Raw genomic sequence first — 20702 nt, 5'->3', positions numbered from 1 at the left:
ACTCTCGAAGGCAGCCAATGGCTGCCTTTTCTTTGGTGAGCAGAAGAGCGGCTTTGCGTCCGAAACCGCGCGACAATAAGCGTTTCAGCCGGCAAGCACGCGCTGCGACGGGAAGGTGATTTCCACCAGCGTTCCCTCGTTCGGCGCCGAATTGATCGAGAAAATCGCCCTGTTGGCATCGACCATCGCCTTGGTGAGCGGCAGGCCGAGACCGGTGCCGTCGCCGCGATGGCGCGATTGCGTGGAGGGCACCTGCCGGAACGGCTTCATCGCCTGATCGAGCTCGCTGCGCGTCATGCCGATGCCGGTATCGCGCACCCTGAGCACCACGCTGCCGTTCGCCTCATAGGAGGTCGAAACGACGATCTGCCCGCCCGATGGCGTGAAACGGATGGCGTTCGACAGGATGTTGAGCGCGATCTGCTTGATCGAGCGCAGGTCGGCCACGACGTCGGGCACGGATTGCGACAGTGCCGTGCGGATGATGACGCGCTGGCTGTTGGCCTGCGGCTGCACCAGCGCCACGGCCTCCGAGATCGCCTCGTTGAGGCCGACGGAGGCAAAGTCGAGATCCATCTCGCCTGCCTCGATCTTGGAAATGTCGAGCAGGTCGTTGACGATATCGAGAACATGCCGGCCCGAGCGGCCGATATCGTTGGCATATTCGATATAGCGCGGATGGCCGATCGGCCCGAAGCGCTCGCTCGCCATCATGTCGGAAAAGCCGATGATGGCGTTGAGCGGCGTGCGGATTTCATGGCTGACGCGCGCCAGGAAATCCGTCTTGTGGGCGTTTGCCGTTTCGGCCGCCCCCTTGGCGTTGCGCAGCTCGTCTTCGGTGCGCTTCCACTGGGTAATGTCACGGATGACGGCGCAATAGCCGCTGGAGGAAGTGAGCCGCCCCATCGTCATGAACAGCGGCACGAAGCCGCCGGCTGCCTCGCGCCCGATCACCTCGCGTCCGTCGTTCAGCACGCTCGCCACACCGTGGCCCGAAAGCCCATGCAGATAATCGAGCACCGCCTTCTGGCTTTCATGCGCAAACAGCATGACGAAAGGCTTGCCGCGCGTTTCCTGCTCATCATAGTTGAAGAGCGCGCTTGCCGAGCGGTTCATCGAGCGGATTTCACCTTCCGCGCCGATCACGACCACACCGTCGGTTGCCGTTTCCAGGATCGAGCGCAGTTCCTCCACCTCGACCTGCAGCTTGGCGACCTTCTCGACCATGCGGTCCGAGCGCTGGTCGAGGCGGATCACCTCGCCCTTGCCTTCCTCCCGGCTCTCGACCGGCATCAGCGCCAGCATCAGTGCATTGGAATCTTCCCAGCGCACCGACTGCAGGCGCGCCGTAACCGGCACCAGCCTGTCATCGGCCCTGACCAGCATCATCGCACCGGCGCCGGTCTCAAGATCGTGACGCTGCAGCAGCGCATCGATGCCGCCCACTTCGGCGAGCGCATCGACAGACGCATAGCCGGTCAGCCGCAGGAATTCCGGGTTGCCGTGGATCAGCTGGTCGCCGGCATGGATCAGCACGGCAACGGGCAGCAGGTCGACGGTCGCAGCCGAGAGCCCGTCCGTCATCTTCACGCGCGGCGGAATAAAGCTGGTCAGCACTTCGATCTGGCTGACCGTTTCCTGCAGGCCTTCGGTCACGTCATCTTCGGCTTCGGGGGCGGAGGTCTCGTCGCCGGCCGGCTCTTGCGTCAGCGGTTCGGCGGCGGCTTCGAAAATCGCCTCCTGCGGCGCTGCCTGCCCGACCGTCGCCGTCTCGTCCTCGATGGCCGGTGCTTCGGCCGCGTCAGGTTCCGGCTGGGCTGCCGCGACCGGCTCGTCGCGCCGGGCACCGAAGGCTTCGAGGCGCTTGGCGATTTCGCGGAAGTTGGCTTGCTCGGCGGCCGTCAGGCCACCCGTGGCGTTATGAAGCTGCACGATCTTGTCGGTGAAACGGCGGTTCGGCGTCTCCGAAATACGCAGCGCCGGCGGTTCCTCCTCTGCATCGCGAACCTGCTGTTCTTCCGGCTGCCCGGCACTATCAGGCGCCGAGGCGGCCTGCTCGGCTTCTGCGAGTTCCGGCTCTGCCGTCTCATCCCGGACGGCGGCCTCTGTCCCGGCTGCCTGCGGCGCTGCTTCTTCTTCGTCCGCCTCTTGCGCTGCGGTTTCGTTGACCGGGCCGAGCGAGGAGGCGTCATGGCCGATGCCGTCAGGTCCAAGCGTCAGGCCAAGCGCAAGGGGATCTTCCTGGGCATCCGACAGACGCACGACGCCGAAGCCGCGGAAACCGTCGAAGTCGCGGTTGCGCGTATAGGTCGGCAAGGCGGCGAGATCGACGGGAACGACCAGGCTCGAGCCTTCGATCGGCCAGTAGATCGTCTTGCCGGACCAGGTATCGCGTCGCGCCAGGGCTTCGGAAAGCTTGGCTTCCGGATCGAGGTTGAAAAGCGCGGCGACATCGGAAAACGCGCTGCCGATAATGTTGCTGGCATGCGGTCCGACAGCCTCGGCGAACTCGTGCGAGACTTCGCTGAAGCGGCCCTCCGCGTCGATCTTCCAGACGAAGCGGGTCGCGCGGCTGTTGGGCTTGAAGACGAAGCTGCTCGTCCTGGCGGCGGCCGCTGCTTCCGGAACGACGGGTGCGGCGGCAAAATTTTCGGCGACGGAAATGGGCGCTTCCGGCTCCACGTCGGCCGCAACGGGGGAGGGCGCCTCTGCGCTTTCCGCAACGGCCGCTTCTGCCGCAGCATCCGCCTCGACCGGCTGCTCGCCGGCTCCATCGGCGGCAACCGTTTCAGGCGCGGAATCGATATCGTCTGCCGCCGGCCGCGACCGGGCCTCGACCTTCCCCGGCTGGCTCGTGTCGGTCAGGTGTTCCGTCTCGCCGGTAATATCCTCCAGCGTATCCTCGACCTCCTCGATGCCGGAAACCGCCTCGATCGCCTCGGCTTCGGTGAAACCGGCCGCCGGTGCGGCGACAACGGCAACTTCATCCGCCGGCGCTTGCGCCGATGCAATATCCTCGGCCTCTTCGGCCCCGCGCTCCGGTTCGATCGGATCGAGATGGCCGATTGCCGTTTCGACCGCAAACAGAAGGTGGAGCGCCGGGTTGTCGTTGAGCTTGCCGAACGCAGCCGGCAGATAGCCACGTCCTGTGGCGACCGGACGCTTGACCATGCGGTCCGGATGGGCGCCGGCAAGGGTGATGAGCGTCCTGGCTGCCTGCTGGGTGATGCCGAGCGAGGCAAAACCAGGCGAGGCCGCAATCACTTCGCCTTCCGCGCCGATAACGGCCATATGCGTATCCGGATCGTCGAGCCCCTGCAGCATCTGCGCGGCGCTGGCACCCGCCGTCAGCGGCCGCGTGGAGACGGGAACCGAAAACAGGATGGCCTTCTCGCCGGAGGCAAGGCGGATGAGCTCCGCCGTCGCCGGAGCTTGAACGCGCTGGAAGCCCTTGGCGATCCGGATGACGAGGCCTTTCTGGTCGCCGACCGCGCCGAGCTGGCGGGCGGTCGCTTCCAGCTGCCGGAAGGTAATGTCGGCATGGCTGACGCCCTGGTCGAGCAGGTCATAGACCGCCGTATGGCCGAAAAGCGCAGCACCCGCGCCGTTTGCCCACAGCAGGCGCGCAAGATCGGCAGAGAACAGCACCATGGCTTCGCCACGCGAGAATCGCTCACGCACCCGCGCATGCACGGCAATGTCGATGAACGGATACTGGACTGCGGGCATGATCGAACCTGTCGCTTTCGCCTCTTTAGAATTAACTGCTTATTAATAACTGCAGGTCTGCGACCGGTCCAGAAGAGCGGGGAGCTTTCGGCCGGGAAGGTTAACGTATTGTGCGACGCACAATGATGTTGCAATGCACAATAAAATGCCCTATATAAGATTTATCCAATTTATCGAGGGCACGAGATCTGCCCGCCCCAAAGGACGCTATCCCATGGCTACCATAAAGACCGACGACGTTTTTTCAATTGCCTCTTTCGACCCGAGCAAGCTGGCCGAGTCCTTCCGTGACTTCGCTGAAAAAGGTGCTCAGCAGTCCAAGGAAGCCTATGCCAAGCTGAAGTCTGCAGGCGAGGAAGCCGGCAAGACGCTGGAAGCGACCGTGCAGACCGCACAGGCCGGCGGCGTCGAGATCGGCCTCAAGGCGATCGACGCGCTGCGCGTCAATGCCGAAAGCTCGCTCTCCCACCTGGAAGCGCTTCTCAACGTCAAGTCCGTCGCCGAATTCTTCGAGCTGCAGACCTCTTTCCTGCGCAAGCAGGCGGAAGTGACCGTCGAGCAGGCGAAGGCGCTGCAGGAAACCACCAAGCAGGTGGCCGAGAAGGTCGCAAAGCCTTCGAAGGAAGCCGCTGAAAAGGTCATGGCATCCTTCAAGGCTGCCTGATCGGCTGCTCTCGATAGCCAATAAAAGGCTGGACCTTGCGTTCAGCCTTTTTGTATATTGAGTGCAAATCGGGACTTGAATTAAAGTTCAAGTCCTCGTATGTGACCCCCGTCGCGCCGAGCGTGACATTGTGCGGTTGTAGCTCAGTTGGTTAGAGCGCAGGTTTGTGGCACCTGAGGTCAGTGGTTCGACCCCACTCAACCGTACCATCTCCCCCATAAGTAGGTTTGATCTGACGACAATACACGGCATGGACGCTTTTTGACGTCAAAATGATGCCTGCTCGCATTTTGCTATTGCCGTTAATATTCGTTTACCTATTTATGGGCGGTGCGATGCAGCAATTGCCCGATGTTTTCGTTGCGTCGCGAAATGCTGGCGGCTTGCCGCCTGGGGGTAGGGACAGTCCACCGAGGCATTAAGGAGAATTTGATGTCCATTTCTGTTCAGAATATTGAGGAATCGACCGCTGTTTCCCCGATTGACGTGGCTGCGGCAGTCAAGGGCGCACGCAGTGCGGTTGGCTACAGTATCGAAGACCTCGCAGTGACCTGCGGTCTGGCCAACGGCGAAATCCTCGAAATTGAGAATGGCGAAAGTGCCGATCCGGCAAAGCTGAAGCGCATTGCTGCAGCGCTGCAGGTTCCGGTTTCCGCCTTTTTGCATATCTGACGTTGCGACAGGGCCGATCAGCCTTCTCTGATCGGCCGTCGTCGGCCTTCAACGGCCAAGTTATCTCCGGAGAAACAAGCCATCTCTAGAGAAAGATGTGTTTCTCCGCATCGATCAGCTCCTGCAGAAAATCGATGACGCAGCGTACGCGCAAGAGATCGCGCGCGCTCTCGTGATAGGTCGTCCAATAGGCCCGCCGGATGGAGACCTGCGGCAGGATACGCTCCAGTTCCGCGTATTGCCGGGCAATATAGTCGTGCAGGATGCCGATGCCCGCTCCCGTGCGCACCGCCTCAGTCTGGCCGATCGCCGTTGAGATTTCGAACCCCGCATCCCAGCTGCGCATGACTTCGCCCGAGAAATTCAATGAGGCGGTGAAGATCAGGTCCTCGACATAGCCGATGCGCGGATGCGCCTTCAGCGCCTCGATATCGTCAGGCCTGCCGTGCAGCGCCAGGTAATCCCGCGACGCATAGAGGCCGAGCGTGTAGTCGGTCAATTTGGAGGAAACGAGCCGGCCCTGTTCCGGCCGTTCCAGCGTGATGGCGATATCCGCCTCGCGCTGCGACAGCGAGAAGGACCGCGGCACCGGCACGAGCTGGATCTTCAGGGCCGGATGGCGCTCGATCAGCCTGCCCATGCGCGGCGCGAGAAAGGAAACGCCGAACCCGTCCGGCGCGCCGACGCGCACCGTCCCGGCGATGGCCGTGTCGGTGTGGCCGAGATTGGCCTGCGCGGCGAGCATTTCCGTCTCCATCCGCTCCGCCGAGCCGAGGAAGACCTCGCCTTCGGCCGTCAGCTCGCAGCCGTTCGTACGGCGGATGAAAAGCCGCGTCTTCAGCGCCTCCTCCAGCGAGGTCAGCCGGCGCGAGAGCGTGGCGTGATTGAGCCCCAGCCGTTTCGACGCGGCAAGGATCTGCCCGGTGCGGGCGACGGCAAGGAAAATGCGAACGTCATCCCAGTTCATGATCGGGCCAGTTCATGCTTTAGACCGCATCGCGATCGGATCGACGTCGATCAGCGTCAGTGACGTCACCATGCCCGCCGTCTCGCGCTTGTATTTGAGGAAATGCGGTGTCTGCAGATGCGCCTCGTAGGCCTCCCTGCTGGCATAGACCTCGAGAATGCGGATGCTGTTCGGCCGGTCCCGGACGGAAACGGCATTCAGCGCAAGCACGCCATCCTCCAGCGCCACGGACGTTTCTATTTCTTCGGCGAGCAGCACCCGATAGGCCTCGAGCCTTTCGGGATCGATCTCCAGTTCCGCCATTCTGACGACAGGTTTTCCACGCATCTCTTGACCTTCCCTTTGACTTGCCCGCGCGCCGTGCCAAGTTTTCAGGCAGGAGCGCCGGTCATCGCAGATAGAGCTATAATATGCGCACAACGGTTGCTAATTCCAGCGCATTGATTTGTGCAAATTGAAGTGCGATTGTTGCGTCATCCAGAAGATCAGGAGGAACACCCATGCGTGAGATTGGTCATTTCATCGGCGGCAAGAAGGTTGCCGGCACCAGCGGCCGCACCAGCGACGTCTTCAACCCGGCGACCGGCGAAGTGCAGGCAAAGGTGGCGCTCGCAAGCGTCGAGGAACTGCGCGCTGCCGTCGCAAACGCCAAGGCCGCACAGCCGAAATGGGCCGCCACCAACCCGCAGCGCCGCGCCCGCGTCTTCTTCAAGTTCGTCGATCTCCTCAACCAGCACATGGATGAGCTTGCGACGCTGCTCTCCAGCGAGCACGGCAAGACGGTCGAGGATTCCAAGGGCGATATCGTCCGCGGCCTCGAGGTCTGCGAATTCGTCTGCGGCATTCCCCATCTTGCCAAGGGTGAGTTTACCGAAGGTGCCGGTCCGGCGATCGACATGTATTCCCTGCGTCAGCCGGTCGGCATCGGCGCCGGCATTACGCCCTTCAATTTCCCGGGCATGATCCCGATGTGGATGTTCGCCCCGGCGATCGCCTGCGGCAACGCCTTCATCCTCAAGCCTTCCGAGCGTGATCCGTCCCTGCCGATCCGCCTCGCCGAACTGATGATCGAAGCCGGCCTGCCGGCCGGCATCCTGAACGTCGTCAACGGCGACAAGACCGCGGTCGACGCAATTCTCACCGATCCCGATATCGGTGCCGTTTCCTTCGTCGGCTCCACGCCGATCGCCCGTTACGTCTATGGAACGGCTGCATCGAACGGCAAGCGTGCCCAGTGCTTCGGCGGCGCCAAGAACCACATGATCATCATGCCGGATGCCGACATGGATCAGGCCGTCAACGCCCTGATGGGCGCGGGTTACGGCTCTGCCGGCGAGCGTTGCATGGCCGTCTCGGTCGCCGTTCCCGTTGGCGAGGAGACGGCAAACCGTCTCGTCGAAAAGCTGGTCCCGAAGATCGAATCCCTGCGCATCGGTCCTTACACCGACGAAAAGGCAGACATGGGGCCGGTCGTCACCAAGGATGCCTATAACCGCATCCAGGGCCTCATCGGCAAGGGCATCGAAGAGGGCGCCAAGCTCGTCGTCGACGGCCGCGACTTCAAGCTGCAGGGCTATGAAAACGGTTATTTCGTCGGCGGTTGCCTGTTCGACAACGTCACGCCGGAGATGGAAATCTACAAGACGGAAATCTTCGGGCCGGTCCTCTCGGTCGTGCGCGCCCACAATTACGAGGAAGCGCTCTCCCTGCCGATGAAGCACGAATACGGCAACGGCGTCGCGATCTTCACGCGTGACGGTGACGCGGCCCGCGATTTCGCCTCCCGCGTCAATATCGGCATGATCGGCATCAACGTTCCGATCCCGGTGCCGCTCGCCTATCATTCCTTCGGCGGCTGGAAGGCCTCGAGCTTCGGCGATCTCAACCAGCACGGCACCGATTCCATCAAGTTCTGGACCCGCACCAAGACCATCACCGCCCGCTGGCCCTCCGGCATCAAGGGCGACGCCGAATTCGTCATGCCGACGATGAAATAACGTGAAAACCACATGAATTTGCAATTTGAGGGCCGGGAGGCCCTCTTTTTGTTCGATTGCAGGTTGTTAATTCCGCTGATTTTTGCTTCTCAAACCATGTTCACGTGCAAGCTGTTCTGCGAGTGATTCCGTTATGCAGCTGCGAATGCCGGGTTTGGGGGAAATGTCATGGACTTTGGAACGGCAAAGCCTGCCGTCAATTCATTTGAGCGCGCGAAATTCAACGGTCGTGCATCGGAATATTTCGGCATCTGGATCGTCAACATTCTTCTGACGGTCATCACGCTAGGCATCTATTCGGCCTGGGCGAAGGTGCGTCGCAATCGGTATTTCTACGGCAATACCGTCCTGCTCGGCAGCAGCTTCGAATATCACGCCACCGGAAAGCAGATCTTCATCGGCCGGCTGATCGTCTTCGGACTTGTCGTGGTTCTCAACATTCTCACTACTCTCCATCCCCTGTTTGCTTTCGTCACCCTGATCCTAGTTCTGATCGCCATGCCGTGGCTGATCATGCGCGGGATCCGCTTCAACGCGCGGGTGACGAGCTACCGCAATGTCCGGTTCGATTTCGTCGGCACGGTCGGCGGCGCCTTCGCTGCCGTAATGGTGGGCGGTTTTCTGGCTGCCATTTCGCTCGGTCTGCTGGCGCCCTTCGCCAGCCGGTGGCTGAACCGTTATGTGTTCAACAATCTTCGTTACGGCGATCGCAAATTCCTTGTCGATCCCCGTATTGGATCGCTCTACCTGGCGCTTGTCATCCCGGCGATCATCACGATCATCGGCTTCGTCATTCTGGGAGTCCTGATCGCCGGAGCCGTCGCTACCCAGTCCTCCGGTAATCTGCCGGGGGCCGTGCTGGTCGGTTCGATCTACCTAGTCACATTCGGCGTCGTGATTGTCTACGCGCTTGCAGGTATCATCTATCGTGCGGCTGTCCATAACATCGTATGGTCGTCCATGGTGATCGATGGCCGTCACCGGCTGAGAAGCGATCTGTCACGTGGCCGTTATGTCTGGATCACATTGTCGAACCTGGTGGTGACGATCTGCACTTTCGGGCTGATGCGTCCGTGGGCGGCAGTGCGACTGACGCGCTATGTCGTGGAGCACACGGCAATAGCCGTCGATGGAGATATCGGCGATGTCGTCACGGCAGTCCAGCAGAGCGGTGGAGCGGTCGGCTCGGAATACATGAGCATGGAAGGCTTCGATTTTGGTTTCTGACGGCCAAACCATCGCCGGCGGCGAATGGTATCCGCCAGGTTCGAGCGGTCGCGTCATCGCGACCCTCGTCTCGTATCCCGATGGTATTTCCGCCGTCTCGGCCGAGGGAACCAGGCTTTCCAGCGGTGCGTTTGCCGGTCTGTCGATCAGCGCAAGGGTCGGCGACATCCCGCGCCGGATCAATTTCGCAGATGGCTCGCTCTTCGAAACGGCCGATAATGCGGCTATCGATGCCTTTTTGAAGAATGCCGGGCGGCGCCATGCCGGCTGGGTTCATCTGCTTGAGGAATTCCATCCGCGCATCTTCGTTTTCGCCGCACTCGTTATCCTTCTTGCCATCGGCATCTACCGCTATGCTCTTCCGCTTCTGGTCGAGATCGCCGTTCTGGTGACGCCGCCCGTCGTGCCGCAGATGATGTCGTCAGGAACGCTCAATACGCTCGATACGACCGTCCTGTCGGTAAGTGACGTGCCGCAAGCGCGCCAGACAGAAATTACCGAGCGCTTCATGCGTATTGCCGGCGCAACGAAGGAGGGGGCTGCAGGCTATGTGCTGAATTTCCGTGACGGCGGTGCGATTGGTCCCAATGCCTTTGCGCTTCCCGACGGTAATATCGTCATCACCGATCAGTTGATCGAACTCGCCGATGGCGATGATGAAATGATTTCGGGCGTTCTCGCCCACGAGATAGGCCATGTCGAATACAAGCACAGCCTTCGGCAGCTTTATCGCGCCGCCGGCATGGCGGCTCTCGTCATGTTGACCGCGGGCGACGTCGGTTCCGGGGTCGAAGACATCATGACTCAGGGCGGCGGCCTGCTGGCGCTCTCCTATTCCCGCAGCGCCGAAAGCCAGGCCGACCGGCGCTCGGTTGAGCTGATGCGGGCAAGCGGGATGGATCCGCTTGCGATCGCCCGGTTTTTCGAAGAGCTCGAGGACAGGCTTGGAGATCACTCCGGGACGAGCATGCTGTCGACCCACCCGGGAACGCCTGAGCGCCGGCAGGCTATCATCGACTACGCCAAGAGCCTGGAAGGCCGGTAAGCCAGCGGCAATCGGCCTCAGTTAAGCTGAATGTGAATTTCATATTTTGGAATTGTTCAAAACTACGAAAGCCACTATATACGCTTTGTAAAGACGATTCAGGAGATTGGCATGCGGTTGACGAAGCAGACCAACTATGCGGTTCGCATGTTGATGTATTGTGCAGCCAATGAAGGGCAGTTGAGCCGCATTCCCGAAATTGCCAGGGCATACGGCGTTTCCGAGCTCTTTCTCTTCAAGATTCTGCAGCCGCTCAACAAGGCGGGCCTGGTCGAGACGGTGCGCGGCCGCAACGGCGGCGTGCGCCTCGGCAAGCCGGCGACTGAGATCAGCCTCTTCGATGTGGTCAAGGTCACGGAAGACAGTTTCGCCATGGCGGAATGCTTTGAGGACGGCGCGATCGAATGCCCGCTGGTCGATAGCTGCGGCTTGAATTCGGCGCTGCGCAAGGCGCTGAATGCCTTTTTCGACGTGCTGACCGAATATTCGATCGACGACCTGGTCAAAGCCCGGCCGCAGATCAACTTCCTGCTCGGCCTCACCGGTGAACACGACTATCGCAAGCCTGCCGTTCCGGCGCCGGCCGCCTGAGATTGGAATATTCTGATACCGTCACGAACCATGGCCATTTTCAGTGGCCGTGGTTTTTTGTTGGTGGCTCACGGACTGTTGATATATCAGAGTGACTTGAAACCGCTTTCAGAGCCGTTTCGCGACGCGAAATTATACCAAAAGCGACGGGAATCGGATTAAATCTGCCTCAATCTTGCAAATTTTGGCCTATTTTTGACCGAAAATTTCTAAAATTGCTTTTCTGGAAAAATTTTCTGCGGATGCCGTTGCTTTCAGCAAATAAATATCGTTCCATCGGCCCGCTGATCGGGGTAATGAGCCCCCGATCTCCAAAGATCAAAAAAGAACAAACCTGGGAAACGACATCATGAAAAAGTTCTCTGTCCTGCTCGCAGCGACAGCCCTGGCTTCGGTCATGGCCACCGCCGCGTATTCCAAGACGCTTGTCTATTGCTCCGAAGGATCGCCGGAAGGCTTCGATCCGAGCCTCTACACGGCGGGCACGACCTTCGACGCTTCTTCGCGTACGGTCTTCAGCCGCCTCGTTGAATTCAAGCATGGCGGTACGGAGATCGAGCCCGGCGTCGCCGACAGCTGGACGGTTTCCCCCGACGGCACCGAATATACGTTCAAGCTGCATCCCGGCGTGAAGTTCCAGACGACCGATTTCTTCACCCCGTCGCGTGATCTCACCGCCGACGACGTCGTCTTCTCCTTCGAGCGCCAGATCAAGTCCGACAATCCGTGGAACAAGTATGTCGAAGGCGGTTCCTACGAATACGCTGCCGGCATGGGCTTCCCGGATCTCATCAAGTCGGTCGAGAAGGTCGACGACCTGACGGTCAAGTTCACGCTCAACCATCCGGAAGCACCGTTCCTGGCCGATCTCGCCATGGACTTCGCATCCATCGTTTCCAAGGAATATGCCGACAAGCTCGCTGCTGACGGCAAGATGGCCCAGTTCAACCAGCAGCCGGTCGGCACGGGCGCCTTTACCTTCGTCGCCTATCAGCCGGATGCCGTCATCCGCTACAAGGCCAATGAAAGCTACTTCAAGGGCAAGGAAAAGATCGACGATCTCGTCTTCGCGATCACCCCTGACGCTGCCGTGCGCGCCCAGAAGCTGAAGGCCGGCGAGTGCCACCTGATTCCGTATCCGAACGCAGCCGACGTTGCCGAGCTGAAGAAGGACGCAAACCTCACGGTCATGGAACAGCCGGGCCTGAACGTCGGCTTCCTCGCCTACAACACCCAGCAGGCTCCGTTCGACAAGCCGGAAGTCCGCCGCGCGCTGAACATGGCGATCAACAAGCAGGCGATCATCGACGCCGTCTTCCAGGGCGCTGCCCAGGTTGCCAAGAACCCGATCCCGCCGACCATGTGGTCCTATAACGACAAGGTCGAGGACGACAAGTACGATCCGGAAGGCGCCAAGAAGGCTCTCGAAGCTGCCGGCGTCAAGGGCCTTTCCATGAAGGTCTGGGCAATGCCGGTTTCGCGTCCGTACATGCTGAACGCGCGTCGCGCCGCCGAACTGATCCAGGCGGACTTTGCCAAGATCGGCGTCAATGTCGAGATCGTCACCCATGAATGGGCCGAATACCTGAAGCTCTCCTCCGACACGAAGCGCGATGGCGCCGTCATCCTCGGCTGGACCGGCGACAACGGCGACCCGGACAACTTCATGGATACGCTGCTCGGCTGCGACGCTGTCGGCGGCAACAACCGCGCCCAGTGGTGCAACAAGGACTACGACGCTCTGATGACGAAGGCCAAGGAAACGGCTGACGTTGCCGAGCGCACGAAGCTCTACGAAGAAGCCCAGCTGATCTTCAAGAAGGAAGCCCCCTGGGCTCCGCTCGATCACTCGCTGGTCTTCGTTCCCGTGAGCAAGAAGGTGTCGGGCTTCCACATGGACCCGCTCGGCATCCACCGCTTCGACGGCGTTGATATCGCCGAATAAGAAAAATGATAAACTGCCCGGCTAAAACCGGGCTTGACCGGCGGTCAGGTTTCCACCTGACCGCCGGAAACTATTGGACAACCTGCTATGTTGCGATTTCTCATCGGGCGCCTCGCAGTCCTGATACCGACCTTCCTAGGCGTTTCGCTCATTGCCTTCTCGTTCATCCGCCTGCTTCCTGGCGACCCCGTCATGCTGTTGTCGGGCGAACGAACCATGGCACCCGAACGTCACGCCCAGATCATGCACGATCTCGGTTTTGACCGGCCCATGTATGTGCAGTATTTCGACTATCTCGGAAAAGTGCTGCACGGCGACCTCGGCACCTCGATCGTCACCAAGCGCCCGGTTCTCGGCGAGTTCTTCACGCTCTTCCCGGCCACGCTCGAACTTTCGATCTGCGCCATCCTTGTCGCAATCCTCCTCGGTGTTCCCGCCGGCGTCTTTGCCGCGGTCAAGCGCGGGACCTGGTTCGACCAGAGCGTGATGGGTGTCGCCCTCATCGGCTATTCGATGCCGATCTTCTGGTGGGGCCTGCTGCTCATCATCTTCTTCTCCGGCTATCTTGGCTGGACGCCGGTCTCCGGCCGCATCTCGCTGATGTATTTCTTCAAGCCTGTCACCGGCTTCATGCTGATCGACAGTCTTCTCTCCGGCCAGAAGGGCGCCTTCGCCTCGGCCGTCAGCTATCTCATCCTGCCGACCGTGGTGCTTGCCACCATCCCGCTTGCCGTTATCGCCCGTCAGACGCGTTCGGCGATGCTCGAAGTGCTGGGCGAGGATTATGTGCGCACGGCCCGTTCGAAAGGTCTGGCGCCCTTGCGTGTCGTCGGCATCCATGCGCTCAGAAACGCCATGATCCCTGTCATCACCACGATCGGCCTGCAGGTCGGCGTGCTGCTTGCCGGCGCCATCCTGACCGAAACGATCTTCTCCTGGCCGGGCATCGGCAAGTGGATGGTCGATGCCGTCTTCAAGCGCGACTACGCGGTCGTCCAGGGCGGCCTTCTCCTGATCGCCGGCATCATCATGCTGGTGAATCTGCTCGTCGACCTGGCCTATGGCTTCGTCAATCCGCGTATCAGGCACTAGGAGCGGTCCATGAGCACGGTTACTGCAAAATCCGACCAGCCCTCCGCTCTCACGGAATTCTGGTATTATTTCTCGCGAAACAAGGGCGCCGTCATCGGCCTCTTCGTTTTCGTCCTCATCCTTCTGATGGCGATCTTCGCCCCGCTCGTTTCGCCGCATGCGCCGAACGAGCAGAACCGCCAGCTTCTGCTCTCCGTCCCCTTCTGGATGGATGGCGGCAGCATCTCCTATCCGCTCGGAACCGATGCCGTCGGCCGCGATATCCTGTCGCGCCTGATCTTCGGCGCCCGTTTTTCCCTGTTCATCGGTGTCGTGGTCGTCACGCTGTCGGTGGTGGCGGGCGTGCTGATCGGCCTCGTCGCCGGCTATTTCCGCGGCCGCGTCGATATCGTCATCATGCGCCTGATGGATATCATCCTGGCCTTCCCGTCGCTGCTTCTGGCCCTCGTGCTCGTTGCCGTTCTCGGTCCTGGCCTGCTGAACGCGATGATCGCGATCTCGATCGTCAACCAGCCGCATTTCGTGCGCCTGACGCGCGCCGCCGTCATGAGCGAGCGTGAAAAGGAATATGTCATTGCCTCCCGCGTGGCCGGCGCCGGCACCTTCCGGCTGATGTTCAAGACGATCCTGCCCAACTGCCTCGGTCCGCTGATCGTTCAGGCAACGCTCGCCTTCTCCGCCGCGATCCTCGATGCAGCCGCCCTCGGCTTCCTCGGCCAGGGCGCGCAGCCGCCGACACCCGAATGGGGCACGATGCTCGCCGAAGCGCGCGAGTTCATCTCGCGCGCCTGGTGGGTCGTTACATTTCCGGGCCTTGCCATCCTCATCACCGTTCTCGCCATCAACCTGATGGGCGATGGCCTGCGTGATGCGCTCGATCCCAAGATGAAGAGGTCCTGATATGGCGCTTCTCGAAATCGAAAATCTCGTCGTCGAATTCCAGACCTCGACCGGACCTTTCCGGGCCGTCGACGGCGTTTCGCTGAAGGTCGATGCCGGCGAAGTCCTGGCGATCGTCGGCGAATCCGGTTCCGGCAAGTCGGTCTCGATGCTGGCCGCCATGGGCCTTCTGCCCTGGACGGCGAAGGTGACGGCCGACAAGATGGTCTTCGACGGGCAGAACCTGCTCGGCATGTCCGGCGCCAAGCGGCGCGAAATCATCGGCAAGGATATGTCGATGATCTTCCAGGAGCCGATTGCCAGCCTCAACCCCTGCTTCACCGTCGGCTTCCAGATCGAGGAAGTGTTGAGGATCCATCTCGGCCTCGGCAAGGCGGAACGCCGCAAGCGCGCGATCGAGCTCTTTCAGGCGGTCGGCATTCCCGATCCCGCCGAACGGCTCAACCACTTCCCGCACCAGATGTCGGGCGGCCAGTGCCAGCGCGTCATGATCGCCATTGCGATCGCCTGCAATCCGAAGCTCCTCATCGCCGACGAGCCGACCACCGCGCTCGACGTGACCATCCAGAAGCAGATCCTCGATCTTCTGATGCGCCTGCAGACCGAACATCGCATGGGCCTGATCATGATCACCCACAATATGGGCGTGGTTGCCGAAACGGCCGACCGCGTGATCGTGCAGTACAAGGGTCGTAAGATGGAAGAGGCCGACGTTCTCTCCCTGTTCGAATCCCCGAAGAGCGATTATACGCGCGCCCTGCTCGCCGCGCTTCCGGAAAACGCGACGGGCGACCGGCTGCCGACCATCGGCGAACTTTTCAATCCGAACAAGACCGTGGAGGGAGCGGCCTGATGACGCCAGTCCTCGAAGCAAAGAACATCGTTCGCGACTATTACCTGCCGGGCGGCATGTTCAAGAAGGCGAGAACGGTCCATGCCGTCAAGGGCGTGAGTTTCTCCGTCGAACAGGGCAAGACGCTCGCAATCGTCGGTGAAAGCGGCTGCGGCAAGTCGACGCTTGCCCGCATCGTCACGATGATCGACCCGGCCACCTCGGGCGATCTCCTGATCGACGGCAACAAGGTCGACATCTTCAAGGGCGACCTGACGCCGGAAATCCGCCGCAAGGTGCAGATCGTTTTCCAGAATCCCTATGGATCGCTGAACCCGCGCAAGAAGATCGGCGATATCCTGATGGAGCCGCTGGTCATCAACACCAATACGCCCGCCTCCGAGCGGCGCGACCTCGCCATGGCGATGCTGCGCAAGGTCGGCCTGCAGGACGTGCATTTCAATCGTTTCCCGCACATGTTCTCGGGCGGCCAGCGCCAGCGCATCGCCATTGCCCGCGCGCTGATGCTCAAGCCCCGGCTTCTGGTTCTCGACGAACCGGTCTCCGCGCTCGACCTTTCGGTGCAGGCCCAGGTTCTGAACCTGCTCGCCGATCTGCAGGACGAACTGAACCTGACCTATGTCTTCATCAGCCACGACCTTTCGGTCGTCCGCTACATGGCAGACGACGTGATGGTGATGTATTTCGGCGAGGCGGTCGAATACGGCACGCGCGATCAGGTCTTCAACGATCCGCAGCACAACTACACCAAGACCCTGTTTGCAGCGACGCCGCGCGCGGATGTCGATACGATCAAGGCGCGCCTCGCGCGCAAGAATGCCGTCCTGTCTGCGGCCTCGTAAACCGCAGATCGTCCACGCAGCCAATATGAGCGAGATGAGCAATGACCGAGGATAGCCGAACTCTCCATGCGATCATCGTCATGGGGGTCAGCGGTTCCGGCAAATCCTCGATCGGCGAAAAGATAGCGGCAGGCCTCGGCCTGCCGTTCGCGGAAGGCGACGCCCTTCACCCGGCCTCCAACGTCGAGAAAATGTCCAAGGGCATTCCGCTCACCGACGAGGACCGCATGCCCTGGCTCGACCGCATCGGCGAGACGATGAAGGCATCGCTTGCCAGGGGCGAGGGCATCGTTGTCTCGTGTTCGGCGCTGAAGCGCATCTATCGCGACCGCCTGCGGGCGGCAGCCGGCGGCAATCTCTATTTCGTCTATCTCGAAGGCTCCAGGGCGCTGCTGACGGAGCGCATGGCCCATCGCAAGGGCCACTTCATGCCGGCCTCGCTTCTGGAAAGCCAGTTGCAGACGCTGGAAGTGCCGACAGGCGAAAAGGGCGTTGTGACGGTCGGGATCGACGACACGGTCGAGGCAATCGCGGCGCAGGCCCTGAAGGCTCTTGCCGCCCTGGCCGTTACGGATTGAACCGGTTGGGCGAATAGGCCGAGATATTGATGAACGGCGTCTCGCCGGTCATCAGCTCCGCCAGCACGCGTCCCGTCACCGGCCCGAGCGTCAGCCCGTGATGGGCATGACCGAAGGCGAACCACAGTCCCTGATGGCGTGGCGCTTTGCCGATGATCGGCATCATGTCGGGCGTGCAGGGCCGCGCACCCATCCACGGCTCCGCATCGAGCCTTTCACCCAGCGGAAATATCGTGCGCGCCACGGCTTCGGCCCGGTCCAGTTGCACCGGCGTTTTCGGTGCCTCCAGCGTTGCGAATTCGGCCCCCGTCGTCAGGCGCACGCCACGGTTCATCGGCGCCAGGAAATAGCCGCGCTCGGAATCGAGCGTCCAGTTGTTGAGCACCGCATTGCCCTCGACGCCGTAATGCATGTGATAGCCGCGCTTGACGCCGAGCGGGAAGGAATAGCCGAGACGGCGCGTCGCAACCGCTGCCCAGGGGCCGAGCGCCAGCACCACGTCATCGGCCTCCATCGAGCCTTCCGCCGTCATGATCCTCCAGCCGGAGCCGGCCTGCCCGAGCGAAGCCGCATCCCCGGTCACGAAGCGGCCGCCGAGGCTTTCGAAATAGGTGCGGTAGGCGCGCGTCAGCGCATGCGGGTCGAGCACGGACCAGGGGTCGATCCAGCGCAACCCGCCCACGAATTTCCCCATGATGTTCGGTTCGAGACGGGCGACATCGGCGGAATCCAGTCTTTCGTAGCCGACGCCGAACTGGTCCTTCCACTGGGCGGCTTCCGCAAAGGCTTCGTCGCGCTTGGCCTCGGTGCGGAAGATCTTCATCCAGCCGTCCCTGCGGATCAGCGCTTGCGCCTGCGAGGCCTCGATGAGGTCCTTGTGCTCGATAATCGAGTTTTCGATCAGCGGCGCATAGGCCCTGGTGATCATCGCATGCCGTTTCGGATTGGAGTTCCACCAGTAGCGGGCCAGAAACGCCAGCTGGCTCGGCAGCGCCTTCAGGTGATAATGCGCATCGATGCGGTTGTTCAGCGCATAGCGCAGCAGAAGGCCGAGCTGCTGGGGAAAGCCGTAGGGCATGACGCCTTCGCGCTGGATCAGGCCGGCATTGCCGAAGGAGGTTTCGTTGCCCGGCTCCTTGCGGTCGACCAGTGTCACCTGCCGGCCGCGGCGTTGAAGATGGATGGCCGTCGAAACCCCAACGATACCGGCGCCGAGCACGATTGCGTTTTTCGTCATTTTCCCCTGCATTCCGCTGTGTTTTTAAAGCCTAAAATGCCCATCTGAATGCTGCGGCGCAAACGAAAAATCGCATTTCATTTCAAAATCATTGCGCTCTTCAGTGCGGCATTTTCAACCCTGATGCGGATCGTCAGGATGACGACGTTGAGCAGCGAAAACACGAGCGCGTAGAGCGGCATGCCGAAGGCGAGCGGCAGGGCCGCGATCTCTCCGATCACGATCATGTAATTCGGATGTTTGAGGAAGCGGTAGGGGCCGTTTTTGACAAGCGGCGCGCCGGGCAGGATGATGATGCGTGTCGTCCAGCGCTCGCCAAGCGTGAACAGCACCCATAGCCGCAGCACCTGCAGCAGCATGAACAGGCCGAACCAGACGGGCTGGATCGGTTGCCCCGCCGCCAGCATCCAGAGCCCGGCGAGCCAGCCCGTATGCAGCGCCACCATATAGGGATAGTGTTCGGGCGCGATCTCGCGCGCCCCCTTGGCAAAAAGCGCCATCGTGTTGCGGCGCGCGATCGCGAGTTCCGAGAGCCGCTGGGCGGTCACGAAGGTCAGCAGTGCCATGGACGGCCACATCATGCGACCCTCCGCAGCGTCACGCAGCTTGCCGTGAAGCCCGGCCCCATGGCGACCATTGCTGCCCGGTCCGGCAGGCCGGCACGGATGGCCCGCTCCAGGACGAAGAGCACGGTCGGCGAGGACATATTGCCGTAGTCGGCAAGCACCGACCGCTCGATGTCGAGCGTGTCCGATTCCATGGAAAGTGCGCTCTCCATCGCCGCCAGCACCTTGGTGCCGCCGGGATGGCAGATGAACCGGCCGATATCGCTGCGCTTGAGCCCGCTGCGCGCCAGAATGCCGTCGATTGCCGGCCCGAGTTCCCTTTCCGCAAAGGGGGGCAGCGATTGCGCCAGCAGGATGCCGAGGCCGGTATCATCGATTTTCCAGCCCATGATGTCGAGCGTGTCGGGAAACAGGTGATCGCCGGCCGATTCCACCGCCGCCATGCCCCCGTCGCCCGATCGCAGCACGCAGGCTGCGGCCCCGTCGCCGAAAAGCGCCGTCGCGATGATGTTCGGTTTCGTCAGTTCGTCCAGACGGAAGGCGAGCGTGCAGAGTTCGATCGCGACGAAGAGCACGACAGCGCCGGGGCGGCTGCGTGCCAGCCGCGAGGCGATGCCGAAGCCGGATACGCCGGCAGCGCAGCCGAGCCCGAAGACCGGCACGCGCTCGATATCGGCGCGAAAACCGAGCCGCCCCGCCAGCCGTGCGTCGAGGCTCGGCGTGGTGATGCCGGTGGAGGAGACGCTGACGATGCAATCGACCTCGCCGGCCGTCAGCCCCGCCTGTTCGAGCGCGCGGGTTGCGGCCGTCGCGAACAGCGAACCGGCGACTTCCTCAAACGCCTCCATCCTGTCCTGCCAGCCATGCGTCTCCTCGAACCACGAGAGGGGACGGGCGCTATGACGCTTTTCGATGCCGGCATTGGCAAAGACGCGCGCGAGGTGGCGGAATTCCTTGTAGCGGTCGGCAAAAAGGCGGGCAGAGGCTTCGGCCGCCTCGGTCTGGGGAATGATATGTTCGGGCACTGCGGTGACGAGACTTAAGAGTCTGACGGATTGCAACACGATATTCTCCTTGTCGTTCCCGGCGGAACGAACGGAAAACACGCTGGCTGAAGGGTTTATTCGGTGCGGCTCTCTTCAAGAAGACGTGATCGCAAAAAAGCACAACGCCGCCGAATAAAGCCCGATGCAGCGGTGTTCACTCCTCGCAACGTCATTTTCTGAGGAGTTTTCCAATGACGACCAAGACTGTCCGCATCGCTACCCTCGTGCTCGGCAGCTGCCTTGCCGCCTCCGTCTTTTCCGGCCCTGTCTTCGCAATCGGCGATGATAGCAGCACCATGCCGGTCTGCAAGAAGGGCGAAATCTACGACAAGAAGGCCAAGAAATGCGTCAAGCAGCAGAGCGCCAACGTGACGGATGAAAACCGCACCGACTACGCCTATTCGCTTGCCAAGGCCGGCCGCTTTGAAGAAGCGCTCGCCATGCTCGACACCGTCAAGGACAGGAACAATGCCGAATGGCTGAATTATCGCGGTTACGCCACCCGCAAGCTTGGCCGCACGGATGAGGGCATCTCCTACTATCTGCAGTCGGTGAAGCTCGATCCGCACTATGCCAAGGTTCGCGAATATCTCGGCGAAGCCTATGTCGTCAAAGGTGAGCTCACCCTCGCCAAGGAGCAGCTGACGACGATCAAGGCGATCTGCGGCACCGGCTGCGAGGAATACCAGGACCTCAACGCCGCCATCCTCGATCCGTCGAAGATCTGAGTTGGCAGCCGGCAGGAGAGAGG

Annotated in this window: 19 protein-coding genes and 1 tRNA gene; 14 read left to right on the top strand and 6 right to left on the bottom strand. The window is 61.3% G+C overall.

Going from position 1 to position 20702, the window contains the following annotated elements:
* Window positions 1-84: 84 nt before the first annotated feature.
* Window positions 85-3729 (bottom strand): ATP-binding protein, encoded by a 3645-nt coding sequence (locus ACFPWW_RS23170; RefSeq protein WP_377313350.1) that lies wholly within the window; start codon window positions 3727-3729, stop codon window positions 85-87.
* 214 nt (window positions 3730-3943) lie between these two features.
* On the opposite strand from ACFPWW_RS23170, the gene ACFPWW_RS23165 reads away from it, so the two are divergent.
* The 3 genes from ACFPWW_RS23165 (at window position 3944) to ACFPWW_RS23155 (ending at window position 5065) form a co-directional block, all read left to right on the top strand.
* A complete protein-coding gene (locus ACFPWW_RS23165) occupies window positions 3944-4393 on the top strand; it encodes a phasin (protein ID WP_112570886.1) in 450 nt (149 codons plus the stop codon).
* 132 nt (window positions 4394-4525) lie between these two features.
* Window positions 4526-4602, top strand: a tRNA-His gene (locus ACFPWW_RS23160).
* 223 nt (window positions 4603-4825) lie between these two features.
* The gene (locus tag ACFPWW_RS23155) at window positions 4826-5065 is read left to right on the top strand and encodes a helix-turn-helix domain-containing protein (protein WP_112570888.1); all 240 of its coding nucleotides are present in this window, start codon (window positions 4826-4828) and stop codon (window positions 5063-5065) included.
* 85 nt (window positions 5066-5150) lie between these two features.
* Here the strand turns inward: ACFPWW_RS23155 and ACFPWW_RS23150 are convergent, their stop codons facing one another.
* Both ACFPWW_RS23150 and ACFPWW_RS23145 read right to left on the bottom strand, forming a co-directional pair.
* Complete coding sequence (locus ACFPWW_RS23150) at window positions 5151-6032, bottom strand: LysR family transcriptional regulator (protein ID WP_112570890.1); 882 nt, start codon at window positions 6030-6032, stop codon at window positions 5151-5153.
* Window positions 6033-6044: 12 nt separating this feature from the next.
* The gene (locus tag ACFPWW_RS23145; protein ID WP_112754978.1) at window positions 6045-6359 is read right to left on the bottom strand and encodes a putative quinol monooxygenase; all 315 of its coding nucleotides are present in this window, start codon (window positions 6357-6359) and stop codon (window positions 6045-6047) included.
* Between the two features lie 173 nt (window positions 6360-6532).
* Between ACFPWW_RS23145 and ACFPWW_RS23140 the strand changes: the two genes are divergently transcribed.
* From ACFPWW_RS23140 to ACFPWW_RS23095, 10 genes are all read left to right on the top strand, one after another.
* Window positions 6533-8029 carry a CoA-acylating methylmalonate-semialdehyde dehydrogenase gene (locus ACFPWW_RS23140; RefSeq protein WP_112570894.1) on the top strand — a complete coding sequence of 499 codons (1497 nt, stop codon included), beginning with the start codon at window positions 6533-6535 and terminating at the stop codon, window positions 8027-8029.
* A 168-nt stretch (window positions 8030-8197) separates the two neighbouring features.
* On the top strand, window positions 8198-9256 hold the full coding sequence (locus ACFPWW_RS23135) for a YjgN family protein (RefSeq protein ID WP_377313347.1): 1059 nt from the start codon (window positions 8198-8200) through the stop codon (window positions 9254-9256).
* Entirely contained in the window at window positions 9246-10301 is a 1056-nt protein-coding gene (locus ACFPWW_RS23130) for a M48 family metallopeptidase (protein WP_377313345.1), read from the top strand. Before ACFPWW_RS23135 ends, ACFPWW_RS23130 begins: the two co-directional genes overlap by 11 nt.
* Before the next feature lie 111 nt (window positions 10302-10412).
* Complete coding sequence (gene rirA / locus ACFPWW_RS23125) at window positions 10413-10892, top strand: iron-responsive transcriptional regulator RirA (protein ID WP_112570900.1); 480 nt, start codon at window positions 10413-10415, stop codon at window positions 10890-10892.
* Between the two features lie 349 nt (window positions 10893-11241).
* Complete coding sequence (locus ACFPWW_RS23120; protein ID WP_112570902.1) at window positions 11242-12837, top strand: ABC transporter substrate-binding protein; 1596 nt, start codon at window positions 11242-11244, stop codon at window positions 12835-12837.
* Between the two features lie 87 nt (window positions 12838-12924).
* Window positions 12925-13929: an ABC transporter permease subunit gene (locus ACFPWW_RS23115; RefSeq protein WP_112570904.1), complete on the top strand. Its 1005-nt coding sequence runs from the start codon at window positions 12925-12927 to the stop codon at window positions 13927-13929.
* Window positions 13930-13938: 9 nt separating this feature from the next.
* Window positions 13939-14829 carry an ABC transporter permease subunit gene (locus ACFPWW_RS23110; RefSeq protein WP_377313343.1) on the top strand — a complete coding sequence of 297 codons (891 nt, stop codon included), beginning with the start codon at window positions 13939-13941 and terminating at the stop codon, window positions 14827-14829.
* Window position 14830: 1 nt separating this feature from the next.
* Complete coding sequence (locus ACFPWW_RS23105) at window positions 14831-15682, top strand: ABC transporter ATP-binding protein (protein WP_112570908.1); 852 nt, start codon at window positions 14831-14833, stop codon at window positions 15680-15682.
* Entirely contained in the window at window positions 15682-16524 is an 843-nt protein-coding gene (locus ACFPWW_RS23100) for a dipeptide ABC transporter ATP-binding protein (RefSeq protein ID WP_112570910.1), read from the top strand. Before ACFPWW_RS23105 ends, ACFPWW_RS23100 begins: the two co-directional genes overlap by 1 nt.
* 41 nt (window positions 16525-16565) lie before the next feature.
* Window positions 16566-17102: a gluconokinase gene (locus ACFPWW_RS23095; RefSeq protein WP_112570912.1), complete on the top strand. Its 537-nt coding sequence runs from the start codon at window positions 16566-16568 to the stop codon at window positions 17100-17102.
* Here the strand turns inward: ACFPWW_RS23095 and ACFPWW_RS23090 are convergent.
* The 3 genes from ACFPWW_RS23090 to ACFPWW_RS23080 all read right to left on the bottom strand — a co-directional run bounded on the left by ACFPWW_RS23090 (window position 17092) and on the right by ACFPWW_RS23080 (window position 19969).
* The gene (locus ACFPWW_RS23090) at window positions 17092-18339 is read right to left on the bottom strand and encodes an NAD(P)/FAD-dependent oxidoreductase (protein WP_377313341.1); all 1248 of its coding nucleotides are present in this window, start codon (window positions 18337-18339) and stop codon (window positions 17092-17094) included. The genes ACFPWW_RS23095 and ACFPWW_RS23090 overlap by 11 nt on opposite strands.
* A 77-nt stretch (window positions 18340-18416) precedes the next feature.
* Window positions 18417-18920: an isoprenylcysteine carboxyl methyltransferase family protein gene (locus ACFPWW_RS23085; protein WP_377313339.1), complete on the bottom strand. Its 504-nt coding sequence runs from the start codon at window positions 18918-18920 to the stop codon at window positions 18417-18419.
* Entirely contained in the window at window positions 18917-19969 is a 1053-nt protein-coding gene (locus ACFPWW_RS23080) for a type III polyketide synthase (protein ID WP_112571051.1), read from the bottom strand. The genes ACFPWW_RS23085 and ACFPWW_RS23080 overlap by 4 nt, the downstream gene beginning before the upstream one ends.
* A 173-nt stretch (window positions 19970-20142) precedes the next feature.
* Here ACFPWW_RS23080 and ACFPWW_RS23075 point away from each other — a divergent pair, with 173 nt between their 5' ends.
* On the top strand, window positions 20143-20679 hold the full coding sequence (locus ACFPWW_RS23075; RefSeq protein WP_112706112.1) for a tetratricopeptide repeat protein: 537 nt from the start codon (window positions 20143-20145) through the stop codon (window positions 20677-20679).
* Window positions 20680-20702 lie beyond the last annotated feature (23 nt).

This window comes from Rhizobium sp. GCM10022189, from assembly GCF_042656325.1.
Classification (GTDB): Bacteria; Pseudomonadota; Alphaproteobacteria; order Rhizobiales; family Rhizobiaceae; genus Rhizobium.
This window is presented reverse-complemented; position numbering and strand designations above follow the sequence as displayed.